The organism is Streptomyces sp. cmx-18-6 (assembly GCF_046548915.1).
GTDB lineage: Bacteria > Actinomycetota > Actinomycetes > Streptomycetales > Streptomycetaceae > Streptomyces.
The window spans coordinates 507,181-528,691 of record NZ_JAEBEP010000001.1; the positions used below are offsets into that span (position 1 = coordinate 507,181).

27 protein-coding genes and 2 pseudogenes are annotated in these 21,511 nt (G+C 70.5%); 14 read left to right on the plus strand and 15 right to left on the minus strand.

Annotated elements, in window-relative coordinates; genetic code table 11:
• The first annotated feature begins 46 nt into the window (after positions 1 to 46).
• Both ACLJPL_RS02320 and ACLJPL_RS02325 read left to right on the plus strand, forming a co-directional pair.
• Positions 47 to 1,021, plus strand: coding sequence for a helix-turn-helix transcriptional regulator (locus tag ACLJPL_RS02320; protein WP_411078940.1), 975 nt, complete (start codon positions 47 to 49; stop codon positions 1,019 to 1,021).
• A 146-nt stretch (positions 1,022 to 1,167) separates the two neighbouring features.
• A complete protein-coding gene (locus ACLJPL_RS02325; RefSeq protein WP_411078941.1) occupies positions 1,168 to 2,364 on the plus strand; it encodes a hypothetical protein in 1,197 nt (398 codons plus the stop codon).
• Positions 2,365 to 2,419: 55 nt separating this feature from the next.
• On the opposite strand, the gene crr is transcribed toward ACLJPL_RS02325, so the two are convergent.
• On the minus strand, positions 2,420 to 3,007 hold the full coding sequence (gene crr / locus ACLJPL_RS02330) for a PTS glucose transporter subunit IIA (RefSeq protein ID WP_411078942.1): 588 nt from the start codon (positions 3,005 to 3,007) through the stop codon (positions 2,420 to 2,422).
• Between the two features lie 107 nt (positions 3,008 to 3,114).
• Between crr and ACLJPL_RS02335 the strand changes: the two genes are divergently transcribed.
• Positions 3,115 to 3,597, plus strand: a complete 483-nt coding sequence (locus tag ACLJPL_RS02335; RefSeq protein WP_411078943.1) for a hypothetical protein — start codon at positions 3,115 to 3,117, stop codon at positions 3,595 to 3,597.
• Positions 3,598 to 3,870: 273 nt separating this feature from the next.
• On the opposite strand, the gene ACLJPL_RS02340 is transcribed toward ACLJPL_RS02335, so the two are convergent.
• Entirely contained in the window at positions 3,871 to 4,716 is an 846-nt protein-coding gene (locus ACLJPL_RS02340; protein WP_411078944.1) for an NAD(P)H-binding protein, read from the minus strand.
• A gap of 150 nt (positions 4,717 to 4,866) precedes the next feature.
• Between ACLJPL_RS02340 and ACLJPL_RS02345 the strand changes: the two genes are divergently transcribed.
• Complete coding sequence (locus ACLJPL_RS02345; RefSeq protein WP_411078945.1) at positions 4,867 to 5,259, plus strand: winged helix-turn-helix transcriptional regulator; 393 nt, start codon at positions 4,867 to 4,869, stop codon at positions 5,257 to 5,259.
• Positions 5,260 to 5,342: 83 nt separating this feature from the next.
• Here ACLJPL_RS02345 and ACLJPL_RS02350 read toward each other — a convergent pair whose 3' ends face one another.
• The 4 genes from ACLJPL_RS02350 to ACLJPL_RS02365 all read right to left on the minus strand — a co-directional run bounded on the left by ACLJPL_RS02350 (position 5,343) and on the right by ACLJPL_RS02365 (position 7,002).
• Positions 5,343 to 5,552 carry a DUF397 domain-containing protein gene (locus ACLJPL_RS02350; protein ID WP_411078946.1) on the minus strand — a complete coding sequence of 70 codons (210 nt, stop codon included), beginning with the start codon at positions 5,550 to 5,552 and terminating at the stop codon, positions 5,343 to 5,345.
• Between the two features lie 65 nt (positions 5,553 to 5,617).
• Positions 5,618 to 5,827, minus strand: a complete 210-nt coding sequence (locus tag ACLJPL_RS02355) for a DUF397 domain-containing protein (protein ID WP_411078947.1) — start codon at positions 5,825 to 5,827, stop codon at positions 5,618 to 5,620.
• Positions 5,828 to 5,956: 129 nt separating this feature from the next.
• On the minus strand, positions 5,957 to 6,166 hold the full coding sequence (locus ACLJPL_RS02360; RefSeq protein ID WP_411078948.1) for a DUF397 domain-containing protein: 210 nt from the start codon (positions 6,164 to 6,166) through the stop codon (positions 5,957 to 5,959).
• Positions 6,163 to 7,002, minus strand: a complete 840-nt coding sequence (locus tag ACLJPL_RS02365) for a helix-turn-helix domain-containing protein (RefSeq protein WP_411078949.1) — start codon at positions 7,000 to 7,002, stop codon at positions 6,163 to 6,165. The genes ACLJPL_RS02360 and ACLJPL_RS02365 overlap by 4 nt, the downstream gene beginning before the upstream one ends.
• A 106-nt stretch (positions 7,003 to 7,108) precedes the next feature.
• Between ACLJPL_RS02365 and ACLJPL_RS02370 the strand changes: the two genes are divergently transcribed.
• Genes ACLJPL_RS02370 through ACLJPL_RS02390 form a run of 5 tightly spaced genes read left to right on the plus strand, consistent with a single transcriptional unit; the run spans position 7,109 to position 8,991 of the window.
• Positions 7,109 to 7,369 carry a hypothetical protein gene (locus tag ACLJPL_RS02370; RefSeq protein ID WP_411078950.1) on the plus strand — a complete coding sequence of 87 codons (261 nt, stop codon included), beginning with the start codon at positions 7,109 to 7,111 and terminating at the stop codon, positions 7,367 to 7,369.
• Positions 7,366 to 7,707 (plus strand): hypothetical protein, encoded by a 342-nt coding sequence (locus tag ACLJPL_RS02375; protein WP_411078951.1) that lies wholly within the window; start codon positions 7,366 to 7,368, stop codon positions 7,705 to 7,707. Before ACLJPL_RS02370 ends, ACLJPL_RS02375 begins: the two co-directional genes overlap by 4 nt.
• Positions 7,704 to 8,111 (plus strand): hypothetical protein, encoded by a 408-nt coding sequence (locus ACLJPL_RS02380; RefSeq protein WP_411078952.1) that lies wholly within the window; start codon positions 7,704 to 7,706, stop codon positions 8,109 to 8,111. Before ACLJPL_RS02375 ends, ACLJPL_RS02380 begins: the two co-directional genes overlap by 4 nt.
• 11 nt (positions 8,112 to 8,122) lie before the next feature.
• A complete protein-coding gene (locus ACLJPL_RS02385) occupies positions 8,123 to 8,596 on the plus strand; it encodes a hypothetical protein (protein ID WP_411078953.1) in 474 nt (157 codons plus the stop codon).
• The gene (locus ACLJPL_RS02390; RefSeq protein WP_411079445.1) at positions 8,596 to 8,991 is read left to right on the plus strand and encodes a hypothetical protein; all 396 of its coding nucleotides are present in this window, start codon (positions 8,596 to 8,598) and stop codon (positions 8,989 to 8,991) included. Before ACLJPL_RS02385 ends, ACLJPL_RS02390 begins: the two co-directional genes overlap by 1 nt.
• A 71-nt stretch (positions 8,992 to 9,062) precedes the next feature.
• On the opposite strand, the pseudogene ACLJPL_RS02395 reads toward ACLJPL_RS02390, so the two are convergent.
• Together ACLJPL_RS02395 and ACLJPL_RS02400 are read right to left on the minus strand one after the other, a co-directional pair.
• Positions 9,063 to 9,215: pseudogene (locus ACLJPL_RS02395) on the minus strand (TetR family transcriptional regulator); the annotation flags it as partial.
• Positions 9,216 to 9,253: 38 nt separating this feature from the next.
• On the minus strand, positions 9,254 to 10,237 hold the full coding sequence (locus ACLJPL_RS02400) for a BtrH N-terminal domain-containing protein (RefSeq protein ID WP_411079446.1): 984 nt from the start codon (positions 10,235 to 10,237) through the stop codon (positions 9,254 to 9,256).
• A gap of 457 nt (positions 10,238 to 10,694) precedes the next feature.
• On the opposite strand from ACLJPL_RS02400, the pseudogene ACLJPL_RS02405 reads away from it, so the two are divergent.
• Positions 10,695 to 10,994, plus strand: a pseudogene (locus ACLJPL_RS02405) (TipAS antibiotic-recognition domain-containing protein); the annotation flags it as partial.
• Positions 10,995 to 11,175: 181 nt separating this feature from the next.
• Here the strand turns inward: ACLJPL_RS02405 and ACLJPL_RS02410 are convergent.
• The 3 genes from ACLJPL_RS02410 to ACLJPL_RS02420 all read right to left on the minus strand — a co-directional run bounded on the left by ACLJPL_RS02410 (position 11,176) and on the right by ACLJPL_RS02420 (position 13,324).
• Positions 11,176 to 11,394, minus strand: a complete 219-nt coding sequence (locus tag ACLJPL_RS02410; protein WP_411078954.1) for a DUF6243 family protein — start codon at positions 11,392 to 11,394, stop codon at positions 11,176 to 11,178.
• Between the two features lie 219 nt (positions 11,395 to 11,613).
• The gene (locus tag ACLJPL_RS02415) at positions 11,614 to 11,817 is read right to left on the minus strand and encodes a hypothetical protein (protein ID WP_411078955.1); all 204 of its coding nucleotides are present in this window, start codon (positions 11,815 to 11,817) and stop codon (positions 11,614 to 11,616) included.
• Between the two features lie 124 nt (positions 11,818 to 11,941).
• Positions 11,942 to 13,324: a glycine--tRNA ligase gene (locus tag ACLJPL_RS02420; protein WP_411078956.1), complete on the minus strand. Its 1,383-nt coding sequence runs from the start codon at positions 13,322 to 13,324 to the stop codon at positions 11,942 to 11,944.
• A gap of 229 nt (positions 13,325 to 13,553) precedes the next feature.
• On the opposite strand from ACLJPL_RS02420, the gene ACLJPL_RS02425 reads away from it, so the two are divergent.
• The 4 genes from ACLJPL_RS02425 to ACLJPL_RS02440 all read left to right on the plus strand — a co-directional run bounded on the left by ACLJPL_RS02425 (position 13,554) and on the right by ACLJPL_RS02440 (position 16,874).
• Positions 13,554 to 14,570, plus strand: a complete 1,017-nt coding sequence (locus tag ACLJPL_RS02425) for a metal ABC transporter substrate-binding protein (RefSeq protein WP_411078957.1) — start codon at positions 13,554 to 13,556, stop codon at positions 14,568 to 14,570.
• A 47-nt stretch (positions 14,571 to 14,617) separates the two neighbouring features.
• Entirely contained in the window at positions 14,618 to 15,475 is an 858-nt protein-coding gene (locus tag ACLJPL_RS02430; protein WP_411078958.1) for a metal ABC transporter ATP-binding protein, read from the plus strand.
• Entirely contained in the window at positions 15,475 to 16,374 is a 900-nt protein-coding gene (locus tag ACLJPL_RS02435; RefSeq protein WP_411078959.1) for a metal ABC transporter permease, read from the plus strand. The genes ACLJPL_RS02430 and ACLJPL_RS02435 overlap by 1 nt, the downstream gene beginning before the upstream one ends.
• A gap of 65 nt (positions 16,375 to 16,439) precedes the next feature.
• Complete coding sequence (locus tag ACLJPL_RS02440) at positions 16,440 to 16,874, plus strand: Fur family transcriptional regulator (protein ID WP_411078960.1); 435 nt, start codon at positions 16,440 to 16,442, stop codon at positions 16,872 to 16,874.
• A gap of 140 nt (positions 16,875 to 17,014) precedes the next feature.
• Here ACLJPL_RS02440 and ACLJPL_RS02445 read toward each other — a convergent pair whose 3' ends face one another.
• From ACLJPL_RS02445 to leuA, 4 genes are all read right to left on the minus strand, one after another.
• Complete coding sequence (locus ACLJPL_RS02445) at positions 17,015 to 17,845, minus strand: isoprenyl transferase (RefSeq protein WP_411078961.1); 831 nt, start codon at positions 17,843 to 17,845, stop codon at positions 17,015 to 17,017.
• A 61-nt stretch (positions 17,846 to 17,906) separates the two neighbouring features.
• A complete protein-coding gene (gene recO / locus ACLJPL_RS02450; protein ID WP_026241394.1) occupies positions 17,907 to 18,653 on the minus strand; it encodes a DNA repair protein RecO in 747 nt (248 codons plus the stop codon).
• 44 nt (positions 18,654 to 18,697) lie between these two features.
• Entirely contained in the window at positions 18,698 to 19,402 is a 705-nt protein-coding gene (locus ACLJPL_RS02455) for a TerB family tellurite resistance protein (protein WP_411078962.1), read from the minus strand.
• 205 nt (positions 19,403 to 19,607) lie between these two features.
• Positions 19,608 to 21,386 carry a 2-isopropylmalate synthase gene (gene leuA / locus ACLJPL_RS02460; RefSeq protein ID WP_411078963.1) on the minus strand — a complete coding sequence of 593 codons (1,779 nt, stop codon included), beginning with the start codon at positions 21,384 to 21,386 and terminating at the stop codon, positions 19,608 to 19,610.
• Positions 21,387 to 21,511 lie beyond the last annotated feature (125 nt).

The following is a 21,511-nucleotide window of genomic DNA, read 5'->3' on the forward strand; positions in this document are numbered from 1 at the left end:
GACGGCCGCGACGCCCCGTCTGCCGGACACGCCCTAGGGTCTTCGCATGCGTGCCGATCGACTGGTCTCCCTGGTTCTGCTGCTGCGCCAGCGCGGCCGGATGTCCGCCACCGCGCTGGCGCGCGAGCTGGAGGTGTCCACCCGTACCGTGCTGCGCGACGTCGAGGCGCTGTCCGTGGCCGGCGTCCCGGTGTACGCCGAACGCGGCCGGCACGGCGGCTTCGCCCTGCTCCCCGGCTTCCGCACCGAGCTCACCGGCCTGAACCACGACGAGGCCCTCGCCCTGCTGGTCGCCGGATCGCGGCGCGGCTCGCAGGCGTTCGGCCTCGGCTCGGCACTCGCCTCGGCCATGCTCAAGGTGGTCGACGCGCTGCCGGAGAGCCACCGGGACACAGCGGCCGACGTGGCCGAACGCCTGCTCATCGACCCGGAGACCGATCTCCTCTCACGCCGGGTGGACGCCGACGAGGTGCCCGACCACCTGGCGGCCGAGGTCCGGCGCGCGGTGTTCGCCGGGCACAGGCTGCGCATCCATTACGCGGCGGCCGACCAGGCCCCCAAGTGGCGCACGGTGGACCCGATCGGCCTGGTCACCGTACGCGAGCAGGGCTATCTGCTGGCCACGAGGTCCGGTGCGGACCGCACCTACCGGCTGTCCCGCATCCTGGCCGCCGAGGAGCTCGCCGAGCCCGCCCGACGACCGGTGCGGGTCGACCTGGAGCGGGCATGGCAGGAACGCGGTACGCGGTTCCGGACCGGCGGCGACCAGGTCACCGCGCTGGTCCGCGTGGACCCGGCGCGACGCGAGGACCTGGTGGGCACAGCACTGGCCGTCCTCACCGAACAAGCCGACGCGGACGGGCGGCTGCGGCTGGAGGTGGCCTTCCAGGACGCGCGGCACGCCGAATGGGCGCTGTGGCAACTCACGACGTACGCCGAGGCGTTGGCCCCGCAGTGGCTGCGCACCGCCCTGCACGGCCGCGCCGCCGCGGTCGCCGCCCACTACGAAGCGTCGCCCTGAGGCCCTGAAAGCCGCACGCAGCGTCCCCCGAGAGCCGCGAGGCGGCCGGGCCGGCCGTTCCGGGCCCGGGGCCGCCCGCCGACGCGCGCGGGCCGGCGACAACGGTCACGGAAAGGGCAGTTGAGCTCTGGCGCACCCGTGCGAGGATGACGGACGTGATCGGATACGCGGTGAGCTTCCTGCTCGGCCTGGGGGTGGGCGCGCTCTTCTTCACGCTGCGCCGGCCACGGCCCGCCACGGTGGAGCCGCCCGGCGAGCCGGCGGCCGAACTGCCCGCAGCGCTACAGGAGTCGGTCACCGCCTTCGGGGAGGAGGTGACCACCCTGGAGTTCGATGCCGGCGGTCCCGACGCCACCTCCGCCGTCCTGAAGGAGTACCGGGCGGCGCTGGAGGCGTACGACCGGGCCAGTGCGGCGCGTACGGGGCCCGACGCGCTGTCGGCCCTGCGCGACGGCCGCGCCGCCATGATCCGCCTGGACGCCCGGCGGCACGGCAGACCGGTACCGATCGACGCCCTCCCTCCGGCGGCCGCCCTCCCGCCGGCCACCGCCCCAGGCCCGTTCTCCGCCACCGGGGAACGCCATGTGTCCACCGGTCACGGCAGCGGCAGGACCGACGTGCTCATCGACCGCCCCGAGCCCGGCCGTCCCGCCCTGCTGGACGTCGAGGTCACCGGCGGGGGCAACTTCTTCCTCCAGACCCTGACGCGCACCGAGGAACGGACCAACAGCGGCAAAGGTCTGATCAACCACATCGGCGCGTACCGGGGGCGCACCTACCTGTACGCGGACGACGCCACCCACCTCCGCGTCATCACCGAGAACAGCAACGACGGCCACCGCTGGTCGATCCGCGTCGCACCGCTGTCGGCCGCCACCGACCTCACCCCCGAACACCGGGGCCGAGGCGACGAGGTGCTCCGCTACAACGGCGGCCCGGCGGTGCTCACCGTCCAGTTCCGGACCGACGGCCTGTGGCGGGTCGCCTACGTCTGCCAGTGCCTGCGGCTCGAGCCCGACTGCGACTGCCCTCCGCCCGCATGGCCCAGTGACACCCCCGGTAGCGCGTGGTCCGATTCCGTGCACGGGCTCAGGGACGGGCAGCAGGCGCTGCGTCTGCACCGCCCCGGCTTCCTGCTCGTCAGCGAGGACGGGGGCGAAGGCTCCTGGTACCTGACCACCCAGCCGGTGGACATCCCGACGCCGCGCCGTGCGGCGGCTCCGCGAGCGAAGTCCGCTGGAAAGCGACGGAGTTGGAGGCAGCAGCCGCAACCCCTCCTGGCAGCGCTGCTGCGGCCCCGCCGGCCAGGACGGAAGCCCACGGACACGCCGCGCGCCGACTGACGAACCCGCAGCCACGCGTCTCTTCCCCGGCGAACAGATCCTTTCCCGGGTCGGACTACCTCTTGGCGGCGCGCAGGATCACCGTCCGGCCGGCGGCGACCTGACCGGAGAGCTTGGTCAGCTCGGTGATCTCGTCCATGTTGGAGATCACCACCGGGGTGAGGGTGGACTTGGCCTTCTCCTCCAGCAGCGCGAGGTCGAACTCGACGATGGCGTCGCCCCGGCTGACGCGCTGTCCTTCTTCGGCGATACGCCGGAAGCCCTCCCCCTTCAGCTCGACGGTGTCGATGCCGAAGTGGACGAAGACCTCCAGCCCGCTGTCGGTCTCGATCGAGAACGCGTGGTTGGTCTCGAAGATCTTGCCGATGGTGCCGTCCGCGGGCGCGACCAGCGTGCTGCCGGACGGCTTGACGGCGACGCCGTCACCGACGATCTTCTCCGCGAACACCACGTCGGGCACGTCCTCGATGTCGACGATCTCCCCGGACAGGGGCGCGTAGAGCTCCACCGTGTTCGCGGCCGGGCTCTCATCGGCCGCTACGGAACGCTCGGCGGCGAGCGCGGGACTGTGGGGCACTCCCGCAGCGGCCACACCGGCGATCGCGGCGGCAAGGGCGGTACGTCGGGATACGATTCGACTCATACGCCCCATGATGCCCAGCCGGTATCCGCCGTTTCCCCTGACCGCCGCGGGGGCCACCCGGATGGCCGAGGAGCATCGACGCGACAGCACCGGGCAGGATGAGCCGCATGGTCGACGAGGGAAACCCGGGCTTCACGCTGCCCCGGGGCGCGACAGGCTTCTTCGCACCCAAGGACGGCCCCCTCCTCCCCCCGGATACCGACCTGCGGGCGTTCCGGACCGCCTTGTACGCCGCTGCCCGAGTCGTGGAAGGCCACGTGGGCGAGATCGAGGGCCAGGAGTACCCGCGGACCTTCCACACCGCGTCGGTCATCGATCGCACCGGCGAGAGCGTCATCCTGTGTCACGCCCATCACCCCTGGATCGCCTTCGCACAAGAACGCCGGAACTGGTACGCGGAGGAGTTCCGCCCCCCTCCGCCATGGGCCTCCGTCTTCGCTGACGCAGGCTTCGTGGTTCTCAGCGGCGAGCAGCTCGCCACGCCTCTCTCCGACGTGGACACGTCGGTGCTCACCAAGGGCGAGTGGCGCTGTATTCGCGCCTACGGCATCACCACGTTGGGCGGAACGCTCTTCAACTCCTGGGCCTGACGGCCGAGCAGAGTCGTCGTCGCGTGGCCCTCCGGTGCTCAGCGGCCCGGCGATTCCGGTTCGGTGCGCCGCCGTTGGCCTTCAGGGGTTGGCCCTGTTCACGAGAACGGGCGGCAGCAGGCCCCGGCGGTCGCCCTTCCTCCGGAGAGCGGCGCCGGGGCCCGCTGCCTGTCCGGGATCGTTCAGCGCTTGGACCAGGACATCCCGGGTGGCAACCCTCGGTGCGCCGGCTCCCGGTAACCCCGGCCGAGGCCGACAGCGCAGGTGCGGGTCCTACCGGAAGGCGTCGATGTGGCGCTGGGCCCAGTCGCCGAAGGTGCGGGGTGGGCGGCCGAGAACCCGCTCGACGTCGGGGCTGATCCGCTGCTCGGCCGGGTTGGGCTCGCCGAGGATGTCCAGGGTGGTCTCGACCACGTTCTCGGGCATGAACCGCAACATGTACGCGCGGGCCTCGTCGCGGGTCTGCTCGATGAACTCGATGGGCTCGCCCAGCGCGTCACCGATCGCCCCGGCTCGTTGCCGGGGTGTGCTGAGGGCGGGCCCGGTCAACTCGTAGACATGCCCGGCATGTCCTTCCTCGCGCAGGGCCGCGGCGGCGACCTCGGCAATGTCGGCGGGGTCGATGGTCGTCAGGCCAACGTCACCGAAGGGCGCGGCGACCGTCCGCCGGGCACGGACCGACTCGACCCAGGCGTACGCGTTGGAGCTGAAGCCGCCAGGACGCAGGATCGTCCAGTCCACGCCCGACTGGCGGACGGCGTCCTCCCTGGACTGTCCCACGCTGCCATGGGAGTGCGACTGCGGTCGGGTTGCGATTCCCTGGGAGGACAGCAACACGATGCGTGCTACTCCGCCGGCCTTCGCGATGTTGAGGATGTCTTGTGGACTGAAGGGGTGCGCACTGCCACCGGCGTCGTGCAGGAACAGCGCGTCAGCACCGTCGAGAACAGGCCGAAGGCTCTCAGGGACGGTCACGTCCGCCTGCCGGTGCCGGACGCCCTCGGGCAAGGCCACCTCCGAACTTCCTCGGGACACCGCCGTCACCTGCTCACCGGCTGCCGCGAGTGCCCGCACCAGCGGTCGGCCAACGTTGCCGGTCGCTCCCAGTACTACGATCATGAACAACTCCCGTGTCACTTCACCGTGTTCTTCACGCCCGAGCGGGCGAGAACGCTGCGGGGCGGGGGGCCTCGCTGCGACCCGGCGAAAGCTAACACCGTCGATATAGTAGGTACCTACAGGAAAGTGGCTATCCATAAGGGGACTTGCATGGCTGACAGCCCGGCCTGGACGGCACTTGCGCCGGCCGACCCAGAAAGTGCCTGCCCGATCGGCCCGGTCGTGGACATCGTGTTCAGCCGGTGGACCACACCGATCCTGTGGACCCTCAACATGCACGGTCGGCACCGGTTCGTTGAGCTGGAGCGACGGATCGCCAAGATCACACCGAAGGTGTTGACCCAGCGGCTGCGTCAACTCGAACGGGACGGCATGATCGTGCGCACCTACCACCCGGAGGTCCCGCCTCGGGTCGAGTACGAGATCACCGAACTCGGCCGAAGCCTCGCTCCGCTGTTCGCCCATCTCTCCGAATGGGCCGCCACCCACCTCGACAGCGTCGAGCGGGCCCGGCACGACTACGACACCGATGTGGCGCGGTAGCGCGTCGGCGAGGCCGCCGGCTCCGCAGACAGCAGGGCCGCCCCACCCTGCGCGGCACGGTGGGGCGGCCCTGAACCGGTTCGTCAGACGGTGCCGAACTCCCCGGCCTGCACCCCCGCGACGAACGCGGAGAACGCAGCCGCAGGAACGCTGACCACCGGGCCCTCCACGCGCTTGGAGTCACGGACCGGGACGACGCCGCGCGAAGCGACGAGATGGGCGGCCACCTGAACGCAGTCACCGCCGTTGTCGCTGTACGAGGACGTGAACCAACGGGGGGATTCGGTCTTCACGGTTGCCCCTTCCTTGCAGGAAGCCCACCGTGCACGGCACGGTGGACAGACTCGGACCCGGCACATCAGACGGTGCCGAACTCCCCGGCCCGCACCCCCGCGACGAACGCGGAGAACGCAGCCGCAGGAACGCTGACCACCGGGCCCTCCACGCGCTTGGAGTCACGGACCGGGACGACGCCGCGCGAGGCGACGAGATTGGCGGCCACCTCGACGCAGTTGCCGCCGTTCGAGCTGTACGAGGACGTGAACCAACGGGGGGATTCGGTCGTCACGGTTGCCCCTTCGTAGCAGGAAGCCCCACCATGCCCGACACGGCGAGGTGACGCCAGACGGCCTGTCGGAGTACACAGAAGGACCGCCCCACCATGCGCGGCACGATGGGGCGGCCCTGGATCGGCTTGTCAGACGGTGCCGAACTCTCCAGCCTGCACGCCCGCGACGAACGCGGAGAACGCGGCGGTACGGACGTCGACCACCGGGCCGTCCACGCACTTGGAGTCGCGGACCGGCACGATGCCCTGCGAGGCGACGAAGTTGGCAGCCACCTCGATGCAGTTGCCGCCGTTGTCGCTGTACGAGGACTTGAACCAACGGGGGGATTCGGTCTTCACGGGGTGCCCTTTCGCAGCTTGCTGATCTTGGCCACAGACACCGTCTTCGACAGCGCCTCGCCCTGCATCTGATGGTAGGTCGTGAACATGGGTGCCACCACCGAGGTTTCGCGCTCGACATAGCCCTGCGCCTGCGATTCGGCGTACGCGACGATGGACCGGTCGGCCATGGTCAGCAGGTTGACCGGCAGGTAGAACGCCCTGCGCTCGCCGAGGCTGAACGGTGCCACCTGGATGATCCAGTTGGGCCGCGCGGCCATCTCCTCCAGCCGCCGGAGCTGGGCGTTCATGACCTCCGGACCGCCGACCGCCTGGTGGAGGCAGCTCTCGTCCATGACGACGAACATCATCGGCGGCTGCGACCGCACCAGGGCCGCCTGCCGCTCCTCCAGGAACGCGACGCGTTCGTCGGCTTGCTCGTAGGTGATGGAGCCTCGTTCCACGTGCCCGTAGGCGACGGCCCGCGCGTAGTCCGGTGTCTGTAACAGGCCAGGAATGAGGCCGACGTCGAACAACCTGATCTCCACCGCGCGACCCTCGTACCCCACGTACTCCGGGAAGCCCTCCAGCAGCACGCCGTTGCGCATCTCGGACCACTCACGCTCGAACGAGTCAGCGGTTCCGGTCGTACCGAACGCCTCGTCAGACCTACGCGAAAAACGCAGGGTTGGCGGTTTGCGAACAGTTTCGACGGCCGATACATGCTGACTGGAGTACCTGATCCGCGGCGCGAACTCGTCCTGACTCCACCCCCGCGCCTCCCGGAACTGCCGGATTCGGGCACCGTAGGCCGCCTGCGGACTGCTGTCGGGGTTCAGCTTTTTGATGTTGGCCACGCCACGCTCCTAATTCTTCCTTCAACTTCGGTCAGTTGAAGGGTTCTTCACGTTAGTCCACCCTGAAGCCCCCCGGTAGTCGAAGAGCTACGGAGAGGAACCATCGGTGGACGACGAGAACGCCCGTCCTAATATTCCGGAGCTTCCCGAACTCCCCGCCCCTGGCACCCTGCTGGTCGACACCAGTCGCGGTGGCCGCGTGGGCGAGTTCCGTGGGGTCGCCGGCTTCTACTGGTCGCTGCGGCCCATGGGCGGCGGCACCGAGTGGGAGGTCGAGCCCCACCACGTACGTCCCGCACTCCCCATAGAGCAGCTTCGCGCCCGTACCGCACGGGCCAACGCACGGAGCCGGGGTGAGGTGCTGTGAGCAGCTTGGCACGTTTACGGGTTCGGGGCCTCCTCGCTCTGGGAGCGCTGGAAATCCGCCTGCGGCTGTGCTTCCCCCGCCTCATGTGGGTGCTCGTGCGCCGTCCGGCCGCGCGTGACCAGCCCTTCGCGGAGCTGGGACGTATCGAGTCCGATCCCGCGTACCGGGCCCTGTTCTTCGCGCGGTTGGACGCGGCGATCACCGACCGGGACGCGGAGCGCCAGGCGATGGTGCACGCGGTCGAGGCCGCGGCCGCCCGGCTCCAGACCCTCATCGGCCCCGCCGCCCCGTCCGCCCCCACCGGCCCCGCCGCTCCCGACGACGAGCGGGCCGCATGACCCGTACCGGTTACGCCGCCGAGGTCACCGTGACGCACGGACTGCGGTACGCGTCGCTCGGCGAGGTCTCCGCGCCCAACCGGCGGCTCGTACTCCGTTGGCTCCGCCGGCAGGCCCTCCGCCTCGCTGACGGGCACGGGTACGGCCACGGGCACGGGTTCGCGGTGGCCGCCGACGTCCTGCGGCCGGCCGCCACCCGGGACGTGCGGCCGGTCGTCTTCCACGGCTCCGACGCCCCCGAGGGTCTGCGGGCCTGGGCGACCGATCACGAGCGTCAGGACGACGCGATACGAGCCCTGGAAGCGGGGTTCCCCTTGCTGTTCACCGTCGTCGACCCGGCGGTCGGGCTGAGCCTGACGCTCGCCGGGTGGCGCGGTTCCCCGGCCGACCCGGCCGTTCCGTAGACCCTGTCTGTATGCCCTGCCTGTGGGCCCTCTCCGAAGAAGAGACCGACGTGCTGCAATGCACCGCCGTGACCGAAATCCCGATCAGCGAGGTGCTGGTCGCCCTCGCCGCCATGGACGACGGGCCGGACGACCCGCCCGGCTCCCTCGCCCTGGACCACTACAGCCTGTGCGAACTGGGAGAGCACGACACCCGTACCGATCACGCCGCGCTCCTGTGGCCCGCCGAGACGCCCAGTAGACCCGCTCTGTGGTTCTTCTGGGCCGGCAGCGGGCCCGAGGACCGCGTCCACCGGGTCGAGACCGTGCCCTGGTGCCCCGCCGTCCTCCGCAACGTCGACACGGGGGGCGTGCTGCGGTGCGCGCTCTTCGACCGCCACACCGCGTCGCACTCCTGGGGTGTGACCGACCCGCTCGGAGACCTGATCGCCGGGGGGACCGGCTCCGGCGACGCCACCGACGATCCGAGGAGATGGCCTCAATGATCAACCAGTGCACCGCCGTTGCCCTTCTGCCGCCCCCGGACCACGTGATCGCCCTGTCGTCGGCCCAGGGACACCGCCCCGAAGCCGGGTACGTGCTCTGCGAACTCGGCGAGGACCACAACGGGGGCCACGCGGCGATGCTCTGGGACGAAGGAGGCCGGCCCGGAAGCGCCGTCTGGGCCCGGTGGAGCGGCGAGCGCGCCGAACTGGCGCGGCTCCCCTGGTGCTTGGCGCTCGACGCCCGCAACGAGGACGACGCGTGCGGGCTCTTCGCCGGCCACCCGTCCGGGCACGGGTGGGAGGTCACGGACCCCACCGACGCGGCGATCACCCAGGAGCTCGCCAGGCAACTCCCCCATCTCTTCCCCGAGTTCACCGGAGAGGGCGGGGACTAGGCGGGGACTGGGGGGTGCCCCAGGGCCCGACTCCGTATCCGCCGGTGCGGGGCGTCGGGCCAGGCGGCGCGTCAGAGCACGGCGAGCCGGTCCACCAGCAGTCCCACCCTGCGCTCGGTGCCCTCCGCCGGGAGCCCGCGCGCCCGGGTCGGGGCGGCCAGTCCGTGCAGGGCCGCCCAGAAGACCTCGGGGAACAGGGCCGGGTGGACGACGCCGTCCCCGGCGGAGATCGCAGCCCGCAGTGCCGCAGGAACGTCTTCGTCTAGAGCATGCTGAGTGCCCGCATCGCGTCGCGTTCGACGCGCGAGAGCTCGTGGAGGATGGAGCCGGCCTGCACCAGGTGCTGCGCGTCGCCGGATTCGCCCGCTGTCCCGATGAGTGCGGCCACCTGCGTCCAGAGGGTGGCGGCCTCGGCGTACAGGCTGTGGCCGGTGCGCAGGTGTCCGCTGTCGATCAGTTGGGCGCTCTCGGAGAGGAAGTCCCGGTAGAGATTGCGGAACAGGGCGCCACCGGTACCGGCTCTCTCCATGAGGACGGCGGCCCGTGGCAGGTCCTCCTGCGGGTTTTCGCTGCGCCGCAGCCACTTCGGCACCTGCTGCGCGGTCTTCTCGATGCCCCGGTGGCCCAGGTTCGCGATGGGCGGGTTCAGGAAGACGTCGGCGCAGGTCCTGATCGCGGGAATGATCCCGTCCTGCGGTGACGGCAGGTCGGCGGGCGCGGTGATGGTGAAGGAGCGGTGCCTGGCGGTCATGGGGCCACGCTCGGCTCTGGCCCTGGCCAGGTCGGCGAGGCCGGTCGAGACGGCTCCGCCCTGGGCGGCGGTGTCCACCAGGTAGGCGTTCTGTTCGTCGTAGCCGTACATGGCCACGACGTGCCCGCCGAAGTGCACCTTGGTGCTGAAGTAGTCCAGGTGGTAGCTGTCGAGCTGCAGGCCGACCGGTCGGCCTGCGTCGATGGGCGCCGCCACGTTCTGCCATGCCTTGCGCGGGGAGGTGGTCTCCTCGACCGCCAGCTGGACCCCGAGAACGGCGGCCAGGTTCCTGGTGAGCTCGAACGGCCTGACCCGGCCCCCCAGAAAGGGGAAGCCCATGTTTTTGCTGTCCCAGTAGATGAAGGACAGCCCGGATCCGAGCCCGAACAGCATGGGCTCGGACAAGTCGAGTCCCTCATGGCGCAGCAGCACGCCCAGCGCCGTCGTCTCGCAGTGCCGCATACCGCGCGCTTCGATGTCGTTCAGCATGGTCATCATGGCGCTGATTCTCCTCCCCTGCCGGACGATGATGACGCAATTGGCCCTGCGCATAGGCCCGTTGACCGACCGTCATCGAGAGCGGATGGCGGACCGGGGGCGGCGGAGGGCGGCGGAGGGCGGCGAGGAACGTGACCGTGAACCAGTACAGCGACATGCCGCTCAGGATCGCGTCGCGGCGAGCAGGCCGCCGAGCGCCGGACAAGCCGCTGACAGCGGCCGGCTTCCCCGTCTGCTCCCTGCTCCCCGCTTCATGCCTCTGCCCCCCAGGACTCGTCGGCGGGCAACCGCCCGCCTCCACCCGACGCCGCACCACGGCCTCGTACGAGCATCGTGCCAAGGGCCGTATCCTCCGGCTGCGGAACGGGGAAAGTTCTGGGGATGCCGCCCGTGCCGGTTCCGGGACGCCGACCGTGCCGGTGCGGCGGCGAGGAACGCGGATCTCGGGGTTGCGGGAATGAGCGAGGAGGAGATCGAGGCCGGACAGCGCGAGCGCACCGCACAGATGATCCGACTGGCCGAGTTGCTGACCGCCGGTACGCCCCATGACGCCGAAGCGGTGCAGGCGGAGATCGACGCCCAGTACCGGGCGGCGTCGGCCTTCCGCGCGGTCAGCGCCGAGGAGTACCGCGCGGTCGGGCGCTCCTGCGTGGAGAACGAGCAGTGGCGCGCCGTCTACGAGGCGATCACCCCGGGGCTGTCCGAGTACCAGCGGGACGCCATCGAGACCTACGCCGTCACCAGGCTGAGCTGAGACGCCGCCGCGCGGCCGTGCTGAGGCGCCGGCCGCGCGACCGGCCCGGACACGGGTGTGGGCCCGGATCACGGATGATCCGGGCCCACACCCGTACGGGATGGAGCCGGTTCGCGTACGGAAGGAGGGACCGAAGGGAAGACCTCGGGGCCTCGGGCCGTACGGGAAGGGCTCCGGCGTGTCAGCCCTGCGCGGCGGGTGCGTCCTGCTCGCCCGGCTCGGCGGTCGTGGCCGCCTGGGCCTCGGCGCGCTCGCGCATCTTGCGCACCAGCTCCTGCTTCTTGTCCTCGGCGGCCTTGCGGTCGGCGCCTCGCGCGGAACCCGCGCCCTGCTGTTCGGCGCGGGACAGCTTCTTGCGCTGTCCGCCGACGCCGAGGAGGTTGTTGCGGCTCTTGGCCACGGCGTTCTCCCATTCGTGGTGAGAAGTGAGGAAGGAAGTGATCGGGTGATCGAGATCGATCCGGTGGGCGGCGGGTGGTCGGACCCGCCGCGCTCTCACTCGTAGATCTGGAAGAACGAAGACATGCGGAAACCGTACCCCGCTCCCGAAGCCCGTCGCACCAGCTTTTTCGGGCCGCCGGGGTCTCCGGGCGCCGGGGCGATCAGGCCGCCGGGGTGCTCAGGCCGCCGGGTCCACCGTCGCCTGATGGGCCTCGGTCAGGTGCTCCTGGGCCTTCAGCCAGGGCAGGAACTGCGCCGAGCGGCGCCAGCCGCAGGTGGAGCAGGTCAGCTCGCGCGCCATGCCCGACTTCCGTACGTGCACGACGTGTTCACGGCCGTGCTGGTCCCATCTGGTGACCTTGCTGGTGGTGATCGACGGCATCGCGTACCTCCCGGGACGGCGGCGGGGGGCTCCGGTGGACGGTACGACGAAGCCCCCGGTTCCGTACCCGGAACCGGGGGCCTCACGCGCGTACGAAAGCGTACGGGGCGGTTTTCGGGGGCTGTCAGCAGCCGAATAGACGCGCGCCCAGGTACGCCTGGATCTGGTCCAGGGAGACGCGCTCCTGCTTCATCGTGTCGCGCTCGCGCACGGTCACCGCGTTGTCGTCGAGGGTGTCGAAGTCGACGGTGACGCAGAACGGCGTGCCGATCTCGTCCTGGCGGCGGTAGCGGCGGCCGATGGCGCCCGCGTCGTCGAACTCGATGTTCCAGTTCTTGCGCAGGTCGGTCGCCAGGCCCTTGGCCTTCGGCGAGAGCTGCGGGTTGCGGGAGAGCGGCAGGACCGCGACCTTGACCGGGGCGAGGCGGGGGTCGAGGCGCATCACGGTGCGCTTCTCCATGACGCCCTTGGCGTTGGGCGCCTCGTCCTCGACATAGGCGTCGAGCAGGAACGCCAGCATCGCGCGGCCGACACCGGCCGCCGGCTCGATGACGTACGGCGTCCAGCGCTCGTTGGCCTCCTGGTCGTAGTACTGGAGGTCGGTGCCCGACGCCTCGGAGTGCGCCTTGAGGTCGTAGTCGGTGCGGTTGGCGACGCCCTCCAGCTCACCCCACTCGCTGCCGCCGAAGCGGAAGCGGTACTCGATGTCCGCGGTGCGCTTGGAGTAGTGGGAGAGCTTCTCCTTGGGGTGCTCGAACCAGCGCATGTTCTCCTCGCGCATGCCGAGGTCCGTGTACCAGTTCCAGCGCTGGTCCATCCAGTACTGCTGCCACTCCTCGTCCTCGCCCGGCTTGACGAAGAACTCCATCTCCATCTGCTCGAACTCGCGGGTCCGGAAGATGAAGTTGCCCGGAGTGATCTCGTTCCGGAAGGACTTGCCCATCTGCGCGATGCCGAACGGCGGCTTCTTGCGCGAAGTCTGGAGCACCTGGCCGAAGTTGGTGAAGATGCCCTGGGCGGTCTCGGGGCGCAGGTAGGCGACCGAGCCGGAGTCCTGGGTCGGGCCGAGGTGGGTGGAGAGCAGGCCCGAGAACTGCTTGGGCTCGGTGAAGGTGCCCTTGTTGCCGCAGTTGGGGCAGTTGAGGTCGGTGAGGCCGCCCACCGGCGGCTTGCCGTGCTTCTCCTCGTACGCCTCCTCCAGGTGGTCGGCGCGGTAGCGCTTGTGACAGGAGGTGCACTCGGTCAGCGGGTCCGAGAAGGTGGCGACGTGGCCCGAGGCCACCCAGACGTCCGGGGCCAGGATGACCGACGAGTCGAGACCGACCACGTCCTCGCGCGCGGTGACCATGTAGCGCCACCACTGACGCTTCAGGTTCTCCTTCATCTCGACGCCCAGCGGCCCGTAGTCCCAGGCGGCGCGCTGGCCACCGTAGATCTCACTGCAGGGGTAGACGAAGCCACGGCGCTTGCTCAGGCTGACGATGGTGTCGATCTTGTCGGCGGCCACGGTGCTCTCTTCATTACGACGGGAAAGTTGGACAGGGGCGGCGCGTAGCGCCTCGGTGGGGGGTGGTGGTCGGGAGACGGGCGGGCGAAGGACTCAGATTACCGGCGGGCGCACCCCCGGGATCAAATCGGTGGGGGTTGAGGGATCTTCACCGCGTTCCTATGTGACCTTCCGGGCATCTCATCAGCCTTGTTGACAATCGTTTCCACTTTTGTTGAAAATGACTGTCATGAACGTACGCCGCCTGATACCCACCACCGCCGTCGCCGGAGCAGTCGCCCTCGGTCTGACCGCTCTCTCCGCCTGCTCCACCTCCGACGCGGCGGACGGGAGCGGCGGCGACAAGCTGAAGGTGACGGCGTCCTTCTACCCGATGCAGTTCCTGGCCGAGAGGATCGGCGGCGAGCACGTCGCCGTCACCAGCCTCACCAAGCCGGGCGTCGAGCCGCACGACCTGGAGCTCACCCCGCGCCAGATCGGCTCCATCAGCGAGTCCGACTACGTGCTGTACCTCAAGGGCATCCAGCCCGCCGTGGACGACGCGGTCAAGCAGTCCGGTGTGCGGAACACCGTCGACGCCGCGACCCTCACCACGCTGGAGAACCACGGCTCCGAGGTCAGCGGCCACGACCACGCCCATGAGGAGGAGGAGCACGGCCACGAGGGCGAGGAAGCCCACGAGGAGCACTCCGAGGGCGACGGCCACAACCACGGCGAGGAAGGCGGCGCCGACCCGCACATCTGGCTGGACCCGGTGAAGTACGCCGAGGTCGCCAAGGGCGTCGGCAAGTCGCTGGAGAAGGCCGACCCCGACCACGCCGCCGACTACAAGAAGAACACCGAGGCCCTGGTCGGCGAGCTGGACAAGCTGAACTCGGCCTACGCGAGCGGGCTGAAGAACACCGCCACCAAGACCTTCATCACCACCCACTCCGCCTTCGGCTACCTCGCCGAGCGCTACGGGCTCACCCAGCAGGGCATCGCCGGGATCGACCCCGAGGCCGAGCCGACCCCCGCCCGGATCCAGGAGATCCACACCGTCGCGGAGAAGGAGAAGGCCACCACGGTCTTCTTCGAGACGCTCGCCAGCGACCGGACCGCGAAGACCCTCGCGAAGGACACCGGGCTGAAGACGGACGTCCTGGACCCGCTGGAGGGAATCACGGGCAAGTCCCAGGGCGCTGACTACATCGAGGTGATGGAGTCCAACCTCGCCGCGTTGCAGAAGGCGCTCGGCGCGAAGTGACCCGCACCACCGGCCGGACTCGTACCACCCCTGGATCGGAGGCGCTCATGCCGGAGCGTGAGAGCACCACCCGTGAGCGCGTGAGCGCCACCCGCGAGCCCCACGAGCCCGTGAGCGCCCCCCACGAGCCCCGCGAGCCCGTGAGCGCCACCCGTGAGCCCGTCGTCAGCCTGCGCGGCGCCACGGCCACTCTCGGCGCGCGCCCCGTGCTGCGCGGGGTGGACCTCACCGTGCACCGGGGCGAGGTCGTCGCCCTGCTCGGCGCCAACGGCTCCGGCAAGTCCACCGCCGTACGGTCAGCCATCGGCCAGGTCCCGCTGACCGGCGGCTCCGTCGAGCTGTTCGGCACCGAGCTGCGGCGTTTCCGCCAGTGGGGCCGGATCGGTTACGTGCCCCAGCGCACCACGGCCGCCGGCGGGGTGCCCGCCACCATCCGCGAGGTCGTCGCGTCGGGCAGGCTGGCCCGGACGCGGCTGCGGTGGCCCGGGAAGGCGGACCGGGCGGCCGTGGACCGGGCCATCGAGCTCGTGGGCCTCGCCGACCGCGCCAAGGACTCCGTGAGCGCCCTGTCGGGCGGGCAGCACCAGCGGGTCCTGATCGCCCGCGCCCTGGCCGCCGAGCCGGAGCTCCTGATCATGGACGAGCCGATGGCCGGGGTGGACCTGGCGAGCCAGGAGATCCTGGCGGCGACCCTGCGCGAGCAGGTGGCCCTGACCACCTCCGTGCTCCTCGTGCTGCACGAGCTGGGCCCGCTGGAGCCGCTGATCGACCGGGCCGTGGTCCTGCGCGACGGCTGCGTCACGCACGACGGCCCGCCGCCGGAGGCTCTGGGCCAGCACGCCCTGCCCGGCCACGTACACCCCCACGCGGCCGCCGAGCCCGTACGGACGGGACTGCTGACCTGATGCTCCTCGAATTCCTCACCCCTCCCTTCATGCAGCGGGCGCTCATCGCGGCCGTGCTGGTCGGCATCACCGCGCCCGCCATCGGCATCTACCTGGTGCAGCGCCGGCAGGCCCTGATGGGCGACGGCATCGGCCACATCGCGATGACCGGCGTCGGCCTCGGCTTCCTGCTCTCCACCAGCCCCGTCTGGATGGCCACGGCCGTCGCGGTGGCCGGTGCGGTCGTCATGGAGCTGATCCGCTGGTACGGGCACACGCGCGGCGACCTCGCCCTGGCGATGCTGTTCTACGGGGGCATGGCGGGCGGGGTGATGCTGATCAACCTGTCCGACACGGGCTCCAACGCCAACCTGACCTCGTACCTCTTCGGCTCGCTCTCCACCGTCTCCGAGTCCGACGTCATCGCGATCTGCGTGCTGGCGGCCTTCGTGGTGCTGGTCACGGTCGGGCTGCGGCGGCAGCTGTTCGCGGTCAGCCAGGACGAGGAGTTCGCCCGGGTCACCGGGCTGCCGGTGCGGGTGCTGAACCTGCTGATCGCGGTGACGGCCGCCGTCACGGTGACCGTCGCGATGCGGGTCGTCGGGCTGCTGCTGGTCAGCGCGCTGATGGTGGTGCCGGTGGCGGCCGCCCAGCAGATCACCAAGTCCTTCAAGGTGACGTTCGTGCTGTCCGTGGTGATCGGCACGGCGGTGACCCTGGCCGGCACCGTGACCTCGTACTACCAGGACGTTCCGCCGGGCGCGACGATCGTGCTGCTGGCCATCGCGGTGTTCGTCGCGCTGACCGCGCTCGCCGCCCCGCTCGCGAAACGGCGGGCCCGGGCGAGCGAGGTCAAGGGCGCGGAGTGCACCCTGGAGGTACCGGCTGCCCGCCGGTCCTCGGGTGACGTGCGCGTTTGAGTGCGGCGCCCGGGCGGGCTGGCACAATGGCCCGACACATGTACGGGCGACACGAGGAGGCACCTGTGGCCACGGCGCCGATCAGTGGCACGAACGCAGCGCCGGTACGCGGCCGGTCCACCCGGCAGCGGGCGGCGGTGGCGGCGGCCCTCGACGAGGTCGACGAGTTCCGCAGCGCCCAGGAGCTGCACGACGTCCTCAAGCACCGCGGCGACTCCGTGGGCCTGACCACGGTCTACCGGACCCTTCAGTCCCTCGCCGACGCGGGTGAGGTCGACGTCCTGCGCACCACCGAGGGCGAGGCCGTCTACCGGCGGTGCTCGACCGGTGACCATCACCACCACCTGGTCTGCCGGCTCTGCGGCAAGGCGGTGGAGGTCGAGGGGCCCGCGGTCGAACAGTGGGCCGAGATGATCGCCGCCCAGCACGGCTATGTGAACGTCGCGCACACCGTCGAGATCTTCGGCACGTGTGCGGAGTGCGCCGCGAGCAAGGGGTAGGCGCGCGAACGTCAAAGGAGGGCGGTCCCGGTGCGCGTACCGGGACCGCCCTCCTTTGATTGACGTCCTACGTCACTTCTTGGCGGGCTTTGATTGACGTCCTACGTCACTTCCTGGCGGGCTTTGATTGACGTCCTACGTCACTTCCTGGCGGCCTTCGCCGCCGCTTCCGCCGCCTCCGCCCCGCCGAAGCGGCGGTCGCGCTGGGCGTACTCCAGGCAGGCCCGCCACAGGTCCCGGCGGTCGAAGTCCGGCCACAGGACGTCCTGGAAGACCATCTCGGCGTACGCGCTCTGCCAGATCAGGTAGTTCGAGGTGCGCTGCTCGCCGCTCGGGCGCACGAAGAGGTCCACGTCCGGCATGTCCGGGTAGTAGATGTACTTCTGGAACGTCTTCTCGTTGACCTTGGACGGGTCGAGCTTCCCGGCCGCCACGTCCTGGGCGATGCGCTGCGCGGCGTCCGCGATCTCGGCCCGGCCGCCGTAGTTGACGCAGAAGTACAGCGTCATCGCGTCGTTGTCCTTCGTCTGCTCCTGGGCGACCTGGAGCTCCTGGACGACGGACTTCCACAGCTTGGGCATGCGGCCCACCCAGCGGATGCGGATGCCGAGCTCGTCCATCTCGTCGCGGCGGCGGCGGATCACGTCGCGGTTGAAGTTCATCAGGAACTTCACCTCGTCCGGCGAGCGCTTCCAGTTCTCCGTGGAGAAGGCGTAGAGCGAGAGGTTCTTGACGCCCATCTCGATACACCCCTTGAGAACGTCCATGACGACGCCCTCACCGACCTTGTGGCCCTCGGTGCGGGGCAGACCCCGCTCCTTGGCCCAGCGGCCGTTGCCGTCCATCACGACGGCGACGTGCTGGGGCACCAGCTCGCCGGGGATCCTCGGCGGCGTCGCGCCCGAGGGGTGGGGCTCGGGGGTCTTGTAGGTGCGCCGGTTACGGCCGCCGAGGATCCCGCGTACTGCCATGAGCTTCTCAGTCTCCCTGTGTCACTTCTCTACGTACCGCGTCACCCACCGAAGCGCCGCGTCACTTCTCCACGTACCGCAGCGAGCGCAGGCCGCGCTCCAGATGCCAGTGCAGATAGGCGGACACCAGCCCGCTCCCCTCCCTGACATGACGCGCCTCGCACGCGTCCGCCGTCGCCCAGTCGCCGCTGAGCAGCGCGCTCAGCAGTTCGAGGGCCTGCGCCGAGGGTACGACGCTGCCGGGGACCCGGCAGTCACCGCATATGACGCCCCCCGCCGCGACGGAGAAGAACCGGTTCGGGCCCGGCATCCCGCACTTGGCGCAGTCCTCGAAGCTCGGCGCGTACCCGTTCACCGCGAGCGAGCGCAGCAGGAACGCGTCCAGGATGAGGTGGGGGGCGTGCTCGCCCCGGGCGAGGGTGCGCAGGCCGCCGACGAGCAGCAGATACTGCTGGACGGCCGGTTCGCCCTCGTGGTCGGTGAACCGCTCGGCGGTCTCCAGCATCGCGGTGCCGGCCGTGTAGCGGGCGTAGTCGGCGACGATCCCGCCGCCGTACGGGGCGATCGTCTCACTCTGGGTGCAGAGCGGCAGGCCGCGGCCGATCAGCTCGCTGCCCCGCGCGAAGAACTGCACGTCCACGTGGGAGAAGGGTTCCAGGCGGGCCCCGAACTTGGACTTGGTGCGGCGCACCCCCCGGGCGACGGCGCGGACCCGGCCGTGGCCGCGGGTGAGGATCGTGATGATCCGGTCGGCCTCGCCCAGTTTCTGCGTACGCAGCACGACGCCGTCGTCCCGGAACAAGCTCATGGGCCCATTGTCGCCCACACCCGGACGGCGGTACCCCAGGAGCCCTAAGAAGGCGTGCGGGCGGCGGCCGCGAGCAGCCGGACGGTGTCTTCGGCGGGGAGCTTGAGCGCGTTGCCGATCGTCGTCAGCACCTCGCGCTCGGCCTGGCAGTAGGGCCCGTCCGCGAGCGCGATCCTGGCCCCCTGGAGGAGGACCGACTCGCGGCCGCCGGCGGCCAGGTGCGGGGCGAGCGGGGCCAGCACCTCGTGCAGCTCGATGGCGAGGGTCGGGCCGCACGCCTCGGCCGCCGGGTCCGAGCCGCTGCCGTAGCCGGTGTCGGCGGCCAGCACCTCCACCACGGTGTACAGCTGCTCCTGGGTGCAGTCGTCGAGCCCGGCGTCGCGCACGGTGGCGACCGCGGTGTCCAGGACCGTACGGGAGGTGGTCCCGCCGGCCGCGAGAACGGCCAGGGTGACGGTGTGGACGGCCTCCCGGAGCATCGAGGAGAACCGGGTGGTGGTGGGGTGGTCCAGGGCGTCAGGGGCGAAGCGGGCGCGGCAGGCGGCGCACTCCACGACGGGGCCGGTCTCGCCCCGGCGGGCCAGCGGGACGCCGAGGACGGTGAGGCGGCGGCGTCCGGTGAGGCGGCGGTAGTTGCGGTCGCCCCCGCAGCCGGGGCAGAAGAAGGCCCCGTCCCCCACGGCGTCCCAGACCGTGCGGATGCCGTAGAGAACCGGCCTCAGGGCGCGTTGTCCTTTGGCTGACCTCACGTCGCACACCTCCGTAACGCTCCGGCAACACTGCCGTGTGTTGGACGTGATGTTAGCCACATGTGCGATGCGGCGTCAGCATCCAGGACGTCACAACCCCGGGATGTGGCCGAACCCCGACCGCCCGGAGCGGGCGGCCGGGGTCCCTGGTCCACTCCCGTACGGGGGCGAAGCGGACGCCCGTACGAAGGTGCCGCGGCGCGGGTCAGCGGGCCGCGCGGTTGACGGCGGAGACGACCGCCTTGAGCGAGGCGCGGGTGGTGTTGGCGTCGATGCCGATGCCCCACAGGACCTTGCCGTCGATCGCGCACTCGATGTACGAGGCGGCCTGGGCGCTGGCGCCCTCGCTCATCGTGTGCTCGGTGTAGTCCAGCAGGCGGGCGTCGATGCCGGTGGCCTGGAGCGCTTCGAAGAACGCGGAGATCGGGCCGTTGCCCGTCCCGGTCAGCACGGTGTTCGTGCCGTCCACGGTCGCCTCGACGGTCAGGGTGTCGGTGCCGTCCGTGTCGGTGGTGGTCTGGCCGGAACGCAGCTGGACGCGTCCCCAGGCGTTCTCGGCGTTCGGCAGGTACTCGTCCTGGAAGGTGGACCAGATCTGCGTCGGGGTGACCTCGCCGCCCTCGGCGTCGGTCTTGGCCTGAATGATCCGGGAGAACTCGATCTGCATCCGGCGCGGCAGGTCCAGCTTGTGGTCGTTCTTCAGGACGTACGCGATCCCGCCCTTGCCGGACTGCGAGTTGACGCGGATGACGGCCTCGTAGGAGCGGCCGACGTCCTTCGGGTCGATCGGCAGGTACGGCACGGCCCACTCGATGTCGTCGACCGTCTTCCCCTGCGCCGCCGCGTCGCGCTCCAGGGCGTCGAAGCCCTTCTTGATGGCGTCCTGGTGGGAGCCGGAGAAGGCGGTGTAGACGAGGTCGCCCGCGTACGGGTGGCGCGGGTGGATCTCCATCTGGTTGCAGTACTCGCTGGTGCGGCGGATCTCGTCGATCTGCGAGAAGTCGATCTGCGGGTCCACGCCCTGCGAGAACAGGTTCATGCCCAGGGTGACCAGGTCGACGTTGCCGGTGCGCTCGCCCTGGCCGAAGAGGCAGCCCTCGATGCGGTCGGCCCCGGCCATGATGGCCAGCTCGGCCGCCGCCACCGCCGTACCCCGGTCGTTGTGCGGGTGGACCGACAGGCAGACGAACTCGCGGCGGGACAGGTTGCGCGACATCCACTCGAAGCGGTCCGCGTGGGTGGAGGGCGTCGAACGCTCCACGGTGGCGGGCAGGTTGAGGATGATCTCGCGGCCCTCCTCGGGCTGCCAGACGTCGCAGACCGCCTCGCAGACCTCCAGGGCGAAGTCCAGCTCGGTGTCGGTGAAGATCTCCGGGCTGTACTGGTAGCCGAAGATCGTCTCGGGGCCCAGGATCTTCTCCGCGTACTCCATGACCAGCCGCGTGCCGTCCACCGCGATCTGCTTGACCTCGTCGCGCGAGCCCCGGAAGACGACGCGGCGGAAGGTGGGGGCGGTGGCGTTGTACAGGTGGACGGTGGCCCGGTGCGCGCCGACCAGCGACTCGACGGTCCGCTCGATCAGCTCCTCGCGGGCCTGCGTCAGGACGGAGATCGTCACGTCCTCGGGGATCGCGCCCTCTTCGATGATGGAGCGGACGAAGGCGAAGTCGGTCTCGCCGGAGGACGGGAAGCCGACCTCGATCTCCTTGTAGCCCATGCGTACGAGCAGGTCGAACATCTCGCGCTTGCGGGCCGGGGACATCGGGTCGATGAGCGCCTGGTTGCCGTCGCGCAGATCGGTGGACAGCCAGCGGGGCGCGACGGTGATCCGGTTCTCGGGCCAGGTGCGGTCGGGGATGCTGACGGCCTCGTAGCCGCGGTACTTGTGGACCGGCATCCCGGACGGCTTCTGGAGCTGCGTCGCGTTGGTGATCGGCGTGGGGCGGCCGACAGCGTCAGGGGCGGGATTCACGGGGGTCGTCATGGCGTAGGGCTCCTCGGGGGTCCGACGTGGGTCGGCCGACGGTGTCGTGGCAACACCAGACTCCGCGGGGAGGGGGTCGGCCTACGACTACAGACCCTCGCCGCGGCAGCTAAGGAGAAGCAGCC

Excerpts from the sequence above, each read along its gene's own strand:
- ACLJPL_RS02340 (WP_411078944.1), bottom strand. The coding sequence starts at position 4,716 with ATGATCGTAGTACTGGGAGCGACCGGCAACGTTGGCCGACCGCTGGTG.
- ACLJPL_RS02325 (WP_411078941.1), top strand. The coding sequence starts at position 1,168 with ATGACGGACGTGATCGGATACGCGGTGAGCTTCCTGCTCGGCCTGGGG.
- ACLJPL_RS02430 (WP_411078958.1), top strand. The coding sequence starts at position 14,618 with ATGCCGGAGCGTGAGAGCACCACCCGTGAGCGCGTGAGCGCCACCCGC.
- ACLJPL_RS02435 (WP_411078959.1), top strand. The coding sequence starts at position 15,475 with ATGCTCCTCGAATTCCTCACCCCTCCCTTCATGCAGCGGGCGCTCATC.
- ACLJPL_RS02415 (WP_411078955.1), bottom strand. The coding sequence starts at position 11,817 with ATGCCGTCGATCACCACCAGCAAGGTCACCAGATGGGACCAGCACGGC.
- ACLJPL_RS02335 (WP_411078943.1), top strand. The coding sequence starts at position 3,115 with ATGGTCGACGAGGGAAACCCGGGCTTCACGCTGCCCCGGGGCGCGACA.
- ACLJPL_RS02425 (WP_411078957.1), top strand. The coding sequence starts at position 13,554 with ATGAACGTACGCCGCCTGATACCCACCACCGCCGTCGCCGGAGCAGTC.
- crr (WP_411078942.1), bottom strand. The coding sequence starts at position 3,007 with ATGAGTCGAATCGTATCCCGACGTACCGCCCTTGCCGCCGCGATCGCC.
- recO (WP_026241394.1), bottom strand. The coding sequence starts at position 18,653 with ATGAGCTTGTTCCGGGACGACGGCGTCGTGCTGCGTACGCAGAAACTG.
- ACLJPL_RS02445 (WP_411078961.1), bottom strand. The coding sequence starts at position 17,845 with ATGGCAGTACGCGGGATCCTCGGCGGCCGTAACCGGCGCACCTACAAG.
- ACLJPL_RS02380 (WP_411078952.1), top strand. The coding sequence starts at position 7,704 with ATGACCCGTACCGGTTACGCCGCCGAGGTCACCGTGACGCACGGACTG.
- ACLJPL_RS02320 (WP_411078940.1), top strand. The coding sequence starts at position 47 with ATGCGTGCCGATCGACTGGTCTCCCTGGTTCTGCTGCTGCGCCAGCGC.
- ACLJPL_RS02345 (WP_411078945.1), top strand. The coding sequence starts at position 4,867 with ATGGCTGACAGCCCGGCCTGGACGGCACTTGCGCCGGCCGACCCAGAA.
- ACLJPL_RS02385 (WP_411078953.1), top strand. The coding sequence starts at position 8,123 with ATGCCCTGCCTGTGGGCCCTCTCCGAAGAAGAGACCGACGTGCTGCAA.
- ACLJPL_RS02400 (WP_411079446.1), bottom strand. The coding sequence starts at position 10,237 with ATGACCATGCTGAACGACATCGAAGCGCGCGGTATGCGGCACTGCGAG.
- leuA (WP_411078963.1), bottom strand. The coding sequence starts at position 21,386 with ATGACGACCCCCGTGAATCCCGCCCCTGACGCTGTCGGCCGCCCCACG.